Source organism: Chryseobacterium taiwanense (assembly GCF_000813825.1).
Classification (GTDB): Bacteria; Bacteroidota; Bacteroidia; order Flavobacteriales; family Weeksellaceae; genus Chryseobacterium; species Chryseobacterium taiwanense.
Genome location: NZ_JWTA01000003.1, coordinates 1 through 13,925 on the forward strand (window position 1 = coordinate 1; position 13,925 = coordinate 13,925).

The 13,925-nt window shown below is 33.6% G+C and carries 12 protein-coding genes; 2 read left to right on the forward strand and 10 right to left on the reverse strand.

All coding sequences use genetic code 11. The features are described from left to right. Positions 1-432: 432 nt before the first annotated feature. The 10 genes from RM51_RS19595 to RM51_RS02840 form a co-directional block, all read right to left on the reverse strand. A complete protein-coding gene (locus RM51_RS19595; protein WP_185094993.1) occupies positions 433-1,470 on the reverse strand; it encodes a hypothetical protein in 1,038 nt (345 codons plus the stop codon). Then, positions 1,467-4,223, reverse strand: coding sequence for a COG1470 family protein (locus RM51_RS02800; protein WP_039364912.1), 2,757 nt, complete (start codon positions 4,221-4,223; stop codon positions 1,467-1,469). Before RM51_RS02800 ends, RM51_RS19595 begins: the two co-directional genes overlap by 4 nt. Continuing rightward, positions 4,216-5,016: a COG1470 family protein gene (locus RM51_RS02805; RefSeq protein WP_039364915.1), complete on the reverse strand. Its 801-nt coding sequence runs from the start codon at positions 5,014-5,016 to the stop codon at positions 4,216-4,218. Before RM51_RS02805 ends, RM51_RS02800 begins: the two co-directional genes overlap by 8 nt. A 93-nt stretch (positions 5,017-5,109) precedes the next feature. Beyond that, positions 5,110-5,685, reverse strand: a complete 576-nt coding sequence (locus tag RM51_RS02810; protein WP_039364918.1) for a hypothetical protein — start codon at positions 5,683-5,685, stop codon at positions 5,110-5,112. Between the two features lie 196 nt (positions 5,686-5,881). After that, complete coding sequence (locus RM51_RS02815; protein ID WP_228375767.1) at positions 5,882-7,459, reverse strand: BamA/TamA family outer membrane protein; 1,578 nt, start codon at positions 7,457-7,459, stop codon at positions 5,882-5,884. Between the two features lie 120 nt (positions 7,460-7,579). Continuing rightward, the gene (locus RM51_RS02820) at positions 7,580-8,374 is read right to left on the reverse strand and encodes an SDR family oxidoreductase (RefSeq protein WP_039364921.1); all 795 of its coding nucleotides are present in this window, start codon (positions 8,372-8,374) and stop codon (positions 7,580-7,582) included. Then, positions 8,374-9,039 (reverse strand): hypothetical protein, encoded by a 666-nt coding sequence (locus tag RM51_RS02825; RefSeq protein WP_039364923.1) that lies wholly within the window; start codon positions 9,037-9,039, stop codon positions 8,374-8,376. Before RM51_RS02825 ends, RM51_RS02820 begins: the two co-directional genes overlap by 1 nt. Beyond that, a complete protein-coding gene (locus RM51_RS02830; RefSeq protein ID WP_039364927.1) occupies positions 9,040-10,269 on the reverse strand; it encodes a 3-phosphoshikimate 1-carboxyvinyltransferase in 1,230 nt (409 codons plus the stop codon). 71 nt (positions 10,270-10,340) lie between these two features. Then, a complete protein-coding gene (locus RM51_RS02835) occupies positions 10,341-10,667 on the reverse strand; it encodes a nucleotide pyrophosphohydrolase (protein WP_034678907.1) in 327 nt (108 codons plus the stop codon). A 36-nt stretch (positions 10,668-10,703) separates the two neighbouring features. After that, positions 10,704-12,107, reverse strand: a complete 1,404-nt coding sequence (locus RM51_RS02840) for a hypothetical protein (protein ID WP_039364931.1) — start codon at positions 12,105-12,107, stop codon at positions 10,704-10,706. 184 nt (positions 12,108-12,291) lie between these two features. Here RM51_RS02840 and RM51_RS02845 point away from each other — a divergent pair, with 184 nt between their 5' ends. Continuing rightward, complete coding sequence (locus RM51_RS02845; protein WP_039364933.1) at positions 12,292-12,543, forward strand: type B 50S ribosomal protein L31; 252 nt, start codon at positions 12,292-12,294, stop codon at positions 12,541-12,543. A 179-nt stretch (positions 12,544-12,722) separates the two neighbouring features. Beyond that, positions 12,723-13,883, forward strand: a complete 1,161-nt coding sequence (locus RM51_RS02850; RefSeq protein ID WP_039364935.1) for a GlmU family protein — start codon at positions 12,723-12,725, stop codon at positions 13,881-13,883. Positions 13,884-13,925 lie beyond the last annotated feature (42 nt).

Here is a 13,925-nt window from a genome sequence, read left to right on the forward strand (position 1 = left end):
AGAAAAATCAAGATAACCAAATCCGATAATAAACCTACAACGGAAAAGCAAGGATAGAAACAAAAAACAAGTAATTATGTTGGTTAGGGTCATATATTAATTAAGTCTGGCTTTATAGCCCCGATTGAACGGTATGTTTGAGCTCTTTTTACTGGAATGGAATAACCGGTAGACAGGTGTAAAAAAGCGAGTAGTGAAAGCGGGAAGAAGCTCTTAATATAAAAGAGTAATACTATACATCGTCAAGAATTTAATTACAAAAAATATTTATTGCAGATTTAGGTTTCGATAAATAATAGTCAACAAAAAATCCAAAGAAAAGATTCTTTGGATTTTTGTTGTTAGTATAATTACACTTTGTAGTTTGTACATTCATATAGACAAAATTGAAGTAAATTATTCCGTTCTGTTTAATCTTGGTATTTTAATTGACTATTGGTGGAAATTTATCTGGGCAGTATAGGTAGCTGCAGGAACTGTTACAGAAACTCCACCAAGTCTTATAGATATCGGAATAGTGGAATAAGATACCTGAGTTACTAGTGCACCTAATATGCCAGAGAACATAAGCTCAAAAAAATTAGAGTCTGTTTGAAGTATTTCTGGGTAAGTAGTACCATTATTGAAATAAGCACTACACAAGCATACACCGGTGACTGTGCCTGTACCTCCATTTCTATTTGCATAAAGGCGAAGAGAATTATTCCAAATCGTAGGGAGATAATTCATCTTGATTTGAGAGACTATACTTCCAGTTTCTAAAAGAGTAAGACCTAACAGTACATTACGAGGAATAGTATAAGTTCCTAATGTAATAGGGCTAATAGGATTACTAGTAGTATATGGACCTCCTGTATAATCGTTCCCTGCTTCTGTGATGGGTGAGATGGTAATAGCAGAAGAGCTTCCTGCAACATTTACTGGGATATTTGCTGAAGGGGAAACTCCACTATCGGTAATAGTGTACGTCACAGTAACTGTATTATTGGAGGTATTAAGATTAGTATAGGTATTGGGAGATACAGAAAGAGTAAGTTGATGACCATTACCAACACCATTTCCGGTATAGGCTCCTCCGATCCCACTGATGATCGTAGTTGGTGTCGTAGAAAGAGTAATTTGTGAAGAGGGTGTTCCTAATGTACCTGCTCCACTCCCCGAAGCTGCTGCGGCTTGTAATTTTACATCAACACCAGGAATGAGCTGAGTAATGGAAGCTGATATGCTTCGCGAACCACCTGAAGCCACTGCTGAAGTATAGTTAAGCCATTTGGTTGTGTTATTGGAAGGATTTACTAGGCGATTTCCTGCTTCAGTAGGCTTTGTAAGATCTAAATTGATGCTACTTGTCTGCTCAATATCCATTAAAGCAACTTGTGGTAAGGTAAAGCTAACAGTATACGTCTGTGCTAAGCTAGGATAAAACGTAAGAATAAGCAAAGAGAATAATATTTTGGTATAGAGTGTCATTTTTGTTTTTTTATTTCGTTATATCCTACTTTTATACCTTCCTGTTGATATTTAATTTCTGTTTGCTGTTTTACAATAGTGATGACTATATTTTTAGTTTCAGAAGGTTTTAATTCAAATTGAAGGTTGTCTGTTGATATTTTATATCGTTTATCCAATCCGTTTCGATAGATTTTCAGCGTCCAACTTCCTGGGCGTAAATAAGTGAAGTCAAATGGTTCTCCTATAATACATATCTTACGATAGATTTGTTCTCCATTGGTAGCTTCTACAATGACACTATTATTTTTTTTGCTGTCTTTTTTAGGTAGATAATTGGCAAAGACATACTGACTCTTTTCTTCATTTTCGTTAAGCACAATACTCCCTTGAATATTGGCAGCTGTAGTCAAACCGAAATTATAAATATTCTCTTTGTGAATAAGATGCAAGGTTGCAGGAAAATTAGAATAGGGTATATCATTTAATTGGGTGGTCGATTTATCTATTTCAAGGAAATAATCTCCGGGAGGAACATTCTTGAATACATAATTCCCGGCTTTATCGGTAATAGTAATATGATTTCCGATAATTAATCTTATACCATCTACTTTTTTTACGCCAAGATTACTGATATTTCCGGATAAAGTAGTGTATTCTGCAATTTTTTGTACAGGAACATTCATCCGAAGAGTATAGCGTACAGAAAGTATAAAGTCTTTGTTGGAAAGATCTCCACGTTGTAAATTATAGCGTCCTGACACATCTATTTCATGATTTTTGAAAAGCTGATGATGGAATAGAGCTTCAAAAAGATTTCTGTCCTTAAAATAATCTTCAGGCATATAATTATTCTGATAAAAAATACTGAAGTTTGTTTTATCTGACAATCTGCTAATCACTCGTGCTCCGATATAGGTATTCTTTTGATTTTGCAGTTGATATCTGGAGGTAATTGCATAACTTCCAAATAAACTAAATGAAGTTTTAAATTTTTCAAATCCAATATTGGCTGTATAGAAAGTAGAATTTCCGGAAAATCCGGTCAGAAAGTTATTGGTATTACCAAATTGACCTTCAAGATTAACAGTAAATTCTCCTATTTTCTGATTTACGCTTACTCTAAAAAATCTTTCATCATAATCAAATTGCCTTGGCATAAGACGATCCTGGTATTTTTGATAACCACCATTTAATGCAATAAACCCTGTTTTTATATAATTATATTGAGCCCCATATTGTAAATAGCGTCTGTAAGGAGCTGCCAATAATAAAGTATCTCTTTGATAGTTTTGTGCGTCCTGTATGAAATTGGCAAACAGAGTGACTTTTTTTAAGGGTCTATATTGTATGTTTCCGTTAAGAGTATTTGCATTAGAAAAATAACCTGCAAATTTAGGACTGGCTTTTAAGTACATCAGGCTTCCGCTGACTTTCTTAAAATTGGCATACGTTTGAAGCATATATGCTGTTCCTTGTGTTTCATCAGTTTTACTGTAGGTAATTTCTCCAGAAAGATCAAGGTTTTTAAGAACCTTAAATTTACCTGCTACATAAGGCAAATGAGTATTGGAGTTAAAAATTGTATTGACAGATGTAAAATTGTTTTTTTCTGAAAGAGGGGTTTTATAAAGATATCCGACAGCAATCTCTGACTCTCTTTTTATTTTAAATTTCGAATAAATATTAAATTCTTCCTTAATATCTCTGAAAAATCTGGGACGATTATAAAAACCTCCAATACTAATCTTTTTAAAATCATAACGCAGTTCTGCCCCTCGTCCATATCTGGCGAATTCTGTTAGATAAGATGCTGAATAGGTTTTATCTCCAAGATGAACAAAAAGATTGGCATCTTTATAATTGATAAAATATTCTTCGTATGGAGTAAAAGCATTGAAGTCAATCGGATTTTTAGTTGCTGCATGAAACTCGATCTGATTGGTATTTTTATTATTCAAACTACCTTTACCATAAACTTCTCCTTGAAAACCATCCTGATAAACGCCTCTATTCCGGCTTCCTATAAAAGAAAGTGATGCCGAAACTGGAAGACGAAAATAAATATCTTCTTCAACAGGTTTGGTCGAAATAATTTTGACACTGCTATATGCGGTTGTTGCCTGATCAGGATTAATGGTAGAACGTGCAGTAAGATGTAAATTTTGATAATCATTTTTACCTAAATTCGGATCTGTATTTTTAATAACCGTGATTACTTTATTAGCTCCGGGCGGAAGAATCAAAGTACTCACCTGGCTTATTAGTGAATTACTACTTTCCATTACCAGATGTTCTTTGGTATTTCCGTTATTTTTAAGAATAAAAGTAGCCCTTATTACCTGTCCTGCTTTTACAAACTCAGGAGAATCTAGCAGAGTAATAGAAATATTCCGACGTTCGGCAACAATGATTTCTGTTTTTTCGGTAAGCTTATTCTCGGTATCCTTTTCCGAAATATGCAATGAAATTTCATAGTTTCCTGCAGAAGTTTCTGCAGCAATTCGTAAGGGAACAATATAAATTCTGGTATCAAATGGAGAAACTGTAATCTCATCTTTTATAAGGATAGGACTAATAAAAGAAGATGGACTTTCAACATTCAACAGGTAAGTTTTACTTGCGGAAGATGTATTCTCTATTTTAAAAGAAACAGAGGTAGGGGCTCCCGGTCGTAAACTATCTTTTTTAATAACAATTCTATGAGATTGTTCTTGAGAAAAAATTAGTATTGGGAATAATAGGATGATATATATAATCCATTTCCTAATCATTTTTAACTTCTAATTCCACATTAAGAGCAAAGGCATTTTCATCTTCATCAGTTGCTATGATTACAGCGTTGTATTTATCAGGAAGAATTTTACTGATATCTATATCGAATGATTTCGAGGTACTAGGAAGCAGTCCCATCTGTAAACTGGAAAACGTGCCTACTTTTTCTCCTGTTCTGCGATTGTAAATTTCAATATTGGCAGTAGGTTTACAATATACATTTCCATTGTTAGTAATTCCTATTTTTACACTCTGCTGTTTTCCTGCTTTTTCTACTTTTACACTTTCAAACTTAAGAGCAGGCTTCACATTTTCAGTATCATAATTGGTAATGACCTGAATGGCATATCGAACAATAGAAGTAATATTTACTCCTGGTGTATTGTTACTCGGTTTTATATCTTCGACAGGTTCTACAATAATAACACTCCAATAACTGCCAGACTGAAGATCTTTATCAGGTACGGTAATTTCATAATAAACATCCGTTGTTTCTTTAGCATTCAGACTTACTAAATTTGTATTTAGTTTTATCCAGCCTGTATTTGATTTCTCGTTGGTATGAGGGGCAGTATAATAGGTCGTTCCATCTGCTTTATAACTGAAGTCCTGCAGGAAAATTTTTACATTTTGAGGAGCATTTCCTGTATTCTGTAAGCTAACTTTTCCTTTATATATCTGTCCGTTCTCAACTTTGTACATATGAGTGAGACCATTAAGCACGACAATACCTGCTTGCAATGATGCGAACTGTAAAATAAAGGCAAGAAAAAATAAAATACGCTTTATCATGAAGAATATCTTTAAGAATAAAAGACACAGAAAAACAAGAAGAAACTTTGGCTAGATTCTTCTCATCTTAGTGTTTATATGGTGTTTTTTTATTTAATTATCAGAAATAGTGTATGTTACGGTTGCTGTAGACGTTGCTGTAGCAGATAAATTTTGATAATTAACACCTGTTGCCGAAACTACCGAATAAGACAAATTGTGACCATTACTTGCTCCGTCACCGGTATATGCACTTCCTATTCCTGAAATTATAGTTTGGGGTGTAGCGGTTAATGTCAATTGAGAAGCTGGGTTTCCTAATAAACCTCCTCCTGCTCCTCCGGTTGCACCTGCAGCTGTTACTTTAATGTCTACACCTTGAATTACTGCACCTAATTGTACAGAAATAGTACGGGTTACATCTGCAACAGATTTAATAGAAGAATAATTAAGCCAAAGAGTATTATTAGTACTGGCCGGAACTATGGGTAAGCCTGCTTCTGTAGGAACCGTAAAGCCCATTGTAAGGTTTTTGCTGGCAGTTGGTTCAATATCAACCAATGCTACTTCAGGAATACTTATCGTAATATCGTGAGCACTTGTGTTAGAATCTGCTTGTGCTTTCATATTGGTAGAAATTGCTACAAAAGCAAAGCATACTGCCAATACTGGAAGGTTTAATCGTTTCATGTTTCTTTAGTTTGTTTAGTGAAGTGAAGATAAGAAAATTTAATAAAATATGCTGAAAATATTATTTTATTGTAAAAATCGCAGAGTTTTATGCCTATTTTAGGCAATATTTACAAATAACTCCACTTTATATTTTACTTATCAAACGCTCGTCTACAGTAAAAAGAAAACTAATTTTGGGAATTAACGAAATAAATTAGAACCTACTTAGGATTCCCCAGTGAATTTTAATATCATTAAATTTAAAAGGATTTCCGAACTCATTTCCGTTAGAAAGTTGGAAACTCATGAGGCCTATAGGGATAAAAAAGTTGAATCCAAACCCAACACTATAGAGTTTGGGCTTTACATTTAAAGATTTGTTGTTGAGTTGACCGTATTGTCCGAACAAATCGAAGAAGGCTTGGCTTCCGATTAAGTATCGGTATTCTAAACTTCCGTAGTAATAAAAATCGGCGGCGAGAGAATTTTCATTAAAGCCCCGCATAGAATTCCACCCACCGAAACGGTATAATTCATTAGCTGAAAACTCAACCTTAGAATCCATCATAGCTCCTTCTCCTTTTATGTTAAGGAAATGGTTGCCATTAATATGATAATTATGCTCTCCAAAAAAATAGAATTGATTTTGATTGGCTTTAATATTATCTTTGGTATATGTTGTCGTTAAGAAATCATATCCTGCATTGATTCTTGTTTTGTAAAGAAAAAGATCAATATCGGTAGGTTCTGTCATTTCAAACCATACACCGAGACCTTTTTTATTGTAATCTTTCCCTTGGATATATAAACTATCAATGATACTCGATGTTTCAAAAGTGCCTCGAAGTCCTATTTTATTCCTGTTATTAATATGATAGTAAAGAGCCGGAAGCATTTTCACATTGGCATACGTAGAATCCTGTCTGAAAATATTGATTTTCATATTCAGTCCGACATTCGATTTGAAAAGATAAGGAATATCGGTTTGAAGGTCGAAAGTCTGTCCTTTATCCGGGTTTCTTTGCCAGTATAAATTAATTGCTTCAAAACCATTAAACATATTCTTGAAATTCACATTCAAGGTTCCATTTAGGGTGAACTTATCTGTTTTATCATTTCCGAAACCAATGACCCCATCAAAAGTATTGGTCTTTTTCTTTTCTAGAAAGAGATAAATTTGTGTAGAATCTTTGGTGAACAGTGTTTGTGGTTGCCGTTCCAAAGAGAGAAAAGGATGACTTTGGAAGTTTTTATTAATGGATAAAAGATTTTTATCATCATAAGTTTTACCTTTAAATTCCTTTTCAAGATTTTTTACGAATCTTTTGGGAACTTTTACGTAGCCTTTCATCACAAAACCATCAATTGTTCTTTTATCATTCTTATTGATGTCAAGATTTACAATTGGGTAGCCGTTTTTCTGCCCTTTATATTTCGCTTTAATTCTGCTGAAAGAATACCCATCGTCAATGTATACTTTATTGATGCTTTTCTTGGTTGAATCTAAATTCTTTGTAAAAAACTCTTTTTTTGATTTCAGTTTCGTAACTAATGAATCTGAAAGGTCAACATAGGTTTCATTAAAGTTTTTTCCTTTGTCATAAAAAATCTCTGTACTGTCGCCTTTTACTTTTACTTCTTTCAGTTGAGTCAGAAAATAATTGCTTTGAGAAAGAGAATCCAAGAATTTAGCAGCCGAAAGAGAGTCTTTTACTTTTTTTTTGGCGTTGGTTTCAGAATCTATAAGCCAATAATGTTTCTTTTGCGCTTGGGTAAAAACGCAAAATAACACAAAGAATATTTTCAGGAATAGCTTCAACTCTAAATTTATCTAAACCATTAACATGTATTTGGAATATTAAATCTTAATGGCTCAAAAATATGTAAATAAAATTTGTTTTAATAACTGAAACTAAGCCAGTTTATTATATTTCTTCATTAAATTTTCATAAGTTCCCTGTGGAAGAATCCATTTTAAAGGAACTCCTATTTTTTGTCCGAATTTACCAAAATAGTAATGAGCTTTCCATTGGTTTTTATTTAAAAGGGCATCAACATATTCCGCAACTTCCAAAGGTTCAGTTCCGTCTCCAACATGAGAATTCATCAAAGCATATACTTTATTGAATACATTTTTATAGGGCTGAGAAACTTTTGTTCTCACACGGTTTTCAGCAATATTCGTTTTAATATCACCTAAATGAAGAGAGCAAACATTTACATTCCAAGGATAGACTTCATATCGCATTGCTTCAGTCACTTTATCCAAAGCTGATTTAGAAGCAGAGTAAAATCCACGGAAAGGAAGTCCCATTTCACTTCCGATACTGGAAACATTGATGATTTGTCCGAATTTATTTTCACGCATCTTGGGCATTACAGCACTCATCATTTGAACAGCTCCGACTAAATTCAGATTGAATAGTTTCAAAATGTCTTCTTTTGAAGAATCTTCCACAGCTCCTACCATTCCCATTCCAGCGTTGTTGATTAAAACATCGATCCTTGTTTCTGTTGTTAATAATTGTGCAATAGCATTTTGTACCGCTTCATTATCTGTAACATCCGTCGGAATAGACGTGAAATATTGGCTTTCAGTATGTTTTCTGCTCAAACCATACACTTTATGACCTTTCTTACCGAAATATTCTGCTAATACGAAACCGATTCCTGATGACGTTCCCGTGATGATAATAGTTTTTGACATTAGTATGTAAAATATTTTTTTGAATTAGGAATGTTGAATTTGTTTTCACCGATCCTAAACTCGTTCATTTTTATAAGCTTGTCGAATTTATGAATAAATTCTTTGTGATAATCCTGTGGTATTTTTCTGTTTTCATCTCCGTCACATTCAGAATAGGTTTCATCCACAATGACTTTTCCTGTAGAGAAATTTACATCCTGTACAAAATTGAATTCACAAGTATCTTCAAATTGATTGAAGGCACCAATCAGATAAAAGTTTCCATTTTGAAAACGAAAAGTATATTTACTCGTATCCGTATGTCTGGAGTTTGAATAAAATGATTGAGAAATAACAAGACAATTATTTTTCACTAGTATTTCCAGTTTATTGTCTTCAGGATAGAAACCAGCTTCACTTGAATTAAGTATGGTTGAGTTTTCTTTCCATATTTTTAAACTTCCCTGACTATTTTTTAAAACATAAAATTTTCTATTAAAACCTTGATGCTCTATTTTTTCAGGAGTGTTAAATACAATAACTGTTTCTTCTTTTCCGTCTTTATCCAGATCGCCTTTTACTTCCAACACTTTTTCATAACCTTTTGGAATCACAAAATCCTCCAGCTCTTGCGATTGAAATGTTGTAAAAATAATAAAGGATAAAAAAGAAAGAAAAAGTTTCATTTACTCTTTATTTAAAATCTTTGACAGATCCTCCCAAAACATTGGATAAGATTTTTCCACTACATCTTCATCTTCAATATTTAATTCTTTGATCAAACAAAACGGAGCGAAACTCATTGCCATTCTGTGATCCTGATAGGTTTTGATAGAAATATTTTCTTCAGGATCATTGAAATTGAGAGATTTAATAGTGTTATCTGTGATCTCTGTTTGAGTTCCTAGTTTTTGTAATTCATTATATAAAGCCAAAAGTCTGTCCGTTTCTTTCACTCTTAATGTTCCAAGTCCTGAAATTTCAAAAGGAATTTTTAAAGCGGCCGCAGTTACACAAAGGGTTTGGGCAATGTCCGGACAATTGTTCATATCCAAAACAATTTTTTCTGGGAATTGAAAGTTGAGATCAGGCTGAAGGGTCAACTTATGTTCTGCCTCTGTGAAAATCGTCTGTATTCTGAAAAACTCTTCATAAATTTTTGCTATGGCAGAATCTCCCTGAGTGGATTCTTTATAGAAGCTTTTTAAATGAATCGTTTCTCTTCCCAACGCTGCAAAAGAGTAGAAGTAAGAAGCCGAGCTCCAGTCACTTTCCACTTCATAATTGATAACGGCAGATTGATTACTTTCATTATAAGGTTCAACTTTAATTAAGTTTCCGATAAAGCTTGCCTGAATTCCGAATTTTTTCAGAATATCCAACGTCATTTCAATATAAGATCTCGAAGTAACTTCACCCACAAGATTTATTTCCAATCCTTTTTCCAGTTTCCCTGCAATCAATAAGAGAGAGGTGATAAATTGGCTCGAAATATTGGCTGGAACGTCTACTTTTGTTTCTGTGATTTTTCTTCCTTGAATTTTCAATGGAGGAAATCCTTCATTTTCCAGATATTCAATTTCAACGCCCAGATTTTGCAAAGCGGTTACCAAATTTTTGATCGGGCGTTCTTTCATTCTTCCAGAACCTGTAAGAATAGTGGTTTTTCCTTCCGCAATAGAGTAGTAAGACGTAAGGAAACGCATTGCTGTTCCCGCGTGATGAATATCTACCGTTTCGGTATTTTCCAACAACGCTTTTTTCAGCAATTGAGTATCCTGAGAATTAGATAAATTCCCAATTTGTATATTTTTAAACAAACTTTCTAAAATCAACAAACGATTCGAAATGCTTTTCGAACCGCTGATTTGTATGGTTTTGTTTCCTATTAATTTTGATTGTTCTAGCTTCTTCATTATTTATTTCTGCATTAAATTTAAAATGATGAGTTTAAATTAAGTCATAACTTCTAACTCATCATTTATCACTATTTAAGTTTTTCATTATTCTGATGGCGGTCTTTATCGCGATCAGTTTTTATTTTCATTTTCTTATCGAAAGCTTCCTGAAGATTTACTCCGGTTTGATTGGCTAAACATAACGTTACAAATAAAACATCTGCCAATTCTTCGCCCAGATCTTTGCTTTTATCGCTTTCCTTTTCGCTCTGCTCTCCATATCTTCTGGCAATAATTCTTGCCACTTCACCTACTTCTTCCGTTAGCATTGCCATATTGGTCAGTTCATTGAAATAACGAACGCCAATTGTCTTTATCCATTCATCGACCTGCTGTTGCAGATTTGTAATTTCCATTGTGATCTGTTGTTTTAAAATAAAATCTACAAAAAATTATTCATAAGCTCCTAAAGTCGGAGTAGCACTTCGTGTAGTTCCTACGATATCTGTATTAGCTGAAGAGATAAGTACTCCTTTATTTCTTGCAGGAGAAGTCGATTTTACTCTTAGATTTTGTTTTGCTGTAAAATAGTTGATAAATTCAGGGTCTTTGTTCTTGTCACTTTGAGTAACAATGAGAGCATTGGCAAAATCATAACCAGATTCTGAGGTATTTGAATATTTGACGAGAGAATTTTGAAGCATGAATTCAAATTGCTGTCCTAAAGTAGGTTCGACATGAACAGCATTATCTTTATCTGAATAAACGATACTGTTTCGAATCCTTAATAACTGCAAAGCTGCTTGTTGTGTTTGTCCTGAATCATCTTTCCATTCATTAGTCGCAAAAATCCCTTCCCTAGTATAAGAACCTAATGTTTTTGAGTAATTGGCAATTGTAGCATGAGTGTAACTGTGATATCCTCCTCCATAAATCCATATACATGATAAACCACAATTGTTCATCACTAGATTCGTAGCATTCACCGTCGAACTTAATGCATAAATTCCATAATCCTGAAAAGTATGAATAAATGAATTATTGATCGTAGCAGTTGCTTTTTTCATGTCTAAACCTCTCTTTCCTCCGAATAATCTTGCGTGAGTCATGTTCAGAATAGAATTGGCTTCCATTCTAATGGAGTTCCAGTTATTAGGAATCGTATCATAATAGGTATCGTTTCTGTCTCCTCTTAAAATAACTTCATTATTCAATGCTCCATTAATATTTAAGGTAGCCGCATCGGAAACTTTCATCCCGCTATTGGAATGGAAATATACTTTTGTTCCCGGGTCTATATTCAGTTTTATCCCTGGATTAATGGTAAGATCCCCGTAGATTATTTTAGCTTTGTTATTGCTCCATGTAGTATTGACATCAATGACATTGGGGTTTGTTGGCGTCTTAATAAAAAATTCCGCATCCTGTACTACAGAAAATAAAGTAACATGCTGTTGTCCTGCACCGCTTGAGAAAAGAACTCTGTCCTCGGCAATCGCTTCAGGGCCTGTAGCTTCAGGAGCAATTTCTACAAAAATATAAAGGCTGTCTTTCTTTCTTAAAGGAACATCTTTAAAATCATAGCCTGCCTTTCCGTCTACATTTATCTTATATAAAGAAGCTGCTCCTTTCTCAAGGTTGATTCTTGGGATAAGAACATCTTTATTTTCATTATTATATACTTTTACTACATAGGTTTCCGAACGTACCTGATGATATACGGTGTCACAAAATACGGTGTCTCTCGAAAAACTTAAAGGCTGAGTTGGTTCATCAAACGTAATATCATCTTTATTACAAGATACCGCCAGAAGTAGCATCCAAAAAGAAAAAGCAAGTAATAATTTGAATTTCATCGAAATTAAAGTTTATTAAACTTCAAATGTAACGAAAATACTTGAAATTTGTTATTCCGAAAAAATTATTGAATGAGTATTTGTATATTATAAAAAATATTGTATTTTTGCAACCTAAAATTTAGCAGAGAAATATCCATTACTATTTCGAAAGCAGAACTTTAATTTTTTTAAAAATTGTATTATGAAAAACGGAATCCACCCAGAAAATTATAGACTTGTTGTTTTCAAAGATATGAGTAACGACGAAGTATTTCTTTGCAAATCAACTGCAGAAACAAAAGATACTATTGAGTTTGAAGGACAAGAGTACCCTCTAATCAAAATGGAAATCTCTTCAACTTCTCACCCTTTCTACACAGGAAAAACTAAATTAGTTGATACTGCAGGTAGAGTTGATAAGTTCATGAACAAATACAAAAAATTCGCTAAGTAATTTTTTGCTATCAAAATATTTAAAAGTCTTTCGGTTTCCGGAAGACTTTTTTTATTTGTAATTTTGTTAAAACTAGAAATGAGAAGCAGAAAATTAAAAGTTGATTGAAATAATACATTACGGAAACTCTTGGCTTTCATCCTCTAACTTCTAGCCCTTAACTTCTAACTATAATAGAAATGCAATTAGTATTTTCAGATGCGCAATATTGGGAAGATTTTCTTCCGCTTACCTTTACACGTCCTATTGCAGAAATGCGATGCGGAATTCTTACTTTTTCTGAAAGATGGCAGAAAATTTTAGAAAATACAGAAATCTCATATTTTACAGAGAGCTACCTTCAACAGAAATTTAAAGAACCGGAAAAGAAAGAAAGTCTTTTTTTAGTGACCAATTTCTTGCCGACTCCCAATGTGATCCAGCAAATTAAAGAACTGAAACAAGGAGAAGCATTGGTGTATGAAGATGAATTAATTGCGGCAAGAATCAATATGAAAGATTTTTCTCTGCATCAGATTGAGAAAATGACCGATGTAAAAGAAGAACTGATTTTCTTTAAAAAGCCAACCGATCTTTTTACTTACAATAACAAAGCAATCGATTTTGATTTTGATCTGCTTACGGAGGGAAGAACTTCACAAGAGCTTTCTTCTACCAATGGGTTCTTAGGAGATAAAAAAGACCTGTTCATTGAAGAAGGAGCCGAAGTTGAATTTTCTACATTAAATACAAAGACAGGGAAAATCTACATCGGAAAAAATGCAGAAGTCATGGAAGGTTGTAATCTTCGCGGTCCGATTGCGCTTTGCGAGGAATCGAAGTTTAATTTAGGCGCAAAAATATACGGGGCAACTACAGTTGGTCCTCATTGTAAAGTAGGTGGAGAAGTAAGCAATATCATTATTTTCGGATATACAAATAAAGGGCATGATGGTTTTGTTGGAAATTCTGTGATTGGTGAATGGTGTAATTTAGGTGCAGATACCAATTCTTCAAATCTTAAAAATAATTACGGCCACGTAAAACTGTGGAACTACAGAACAAAAGCTTTCGAAGATACGGGATTGCAGTTTGCCGGTTTAATTATGGGAGACCATTCTAAAACAGCGATCAACACTCAATTGAATACGGGAACGGTGATTGGAGTGGCTTCCAATATTTTCAAAGAAGGATTTCCTCCGAACTTAATTGAAAATTTCTCGTGGGGAGGTTTTAAAGATGATGAAAGATTTAAACTGGATAAAGCTTATGAAGTTGCAGAAAGAGCAATGGCAAGAAGAAAAGTACCTTTAACAGATGATGATAAAGCAATTTTTAAACATATTTTTGATACGTACTAGTACGGTCAATAAAAGAAACTTCAAAATTTTTTGAAGTTTTTT

Excerpts from the sequence above, each read along its gene's own strand:
- RM51_RS02825 (WP_039364923.1), bottom strand. The coding sequence starts at position 9,039 with ATGAAACTTTTTCTTTCTTTTTTATCCTTTATTATTTTTACAACATTT.
- RM51_RS19595 (WP_185094993.1), bottom strand. The coding sequence starts at position 1,470 with ATGACACTCTATACCAAAATATTATTCTCTTTGCTTATTCTTACGTTT.
- RM51_RS02810 (WP_039364918.1), bottom strand. The coding sequence starts at position 5,685 with ATGAAACGATTAAACCTTCCAGTATTGGCAGTATGCTTTGCTTTTGTA.
- RM51_RS02800 (WP_039364912.1), bottom strand. The coding sequence starts at position 4,223 with ATGATTAGGAAATGGATTATATATATCATCCTATTATTCCCAATACTA.
- RM51_RS02850 (WP_039364935.1), top strand. The coding sequence starts at position 12,723 with ATGCAATTAGTATTTTCAGATGCGCAATATTGGGAAGATTTTCTTCCG.
- RM51_RS02845 (WP_039364933.1), top strand. The coding sequence starts at position 12,292 with ATGAAAAACGGAATCCACCCAGAAAATTATAGACTTGTTGTTTTCAAA.
- RM51_RS02830 (WP_039364927.1), bottom strand. The coding sequence starts at position 10,269 with ATGAAGAAGCTAGAACAATCAAAATTAATAGGAAACAAAACCATACAA.
- RM51_RS02820 (WP_039364921.1), bottom strand. The coding sequence starts at position 8,374 with ATGTCAAAAACTATTATCATCACGGGAACGTCATCAGGAATCGGTTTC.
- RM51_RS02840 (WP_039364931.1), bottom strand. The coding sequence starts at position 12,107 with ATGAAATTCAAATTATTACTTGCTTTTTCTTTTTGGATGCTACTTCTG.
- RM51_RS02835 (WP_034678907.1), bottom strand. The coding sequence starts at position 10,667 with ATGGAAATTACAAATCTGCAACAGCAGGTCGATGAATGGATAAAGACA.
- RM51_RS02805 (WP_039364915.1), bottom strand. The coding sequence starts at position 5,016 with ATGATAAAGCGTATTTTATTTTTTCTTGCCTTTATTTTACAGTTCGCA.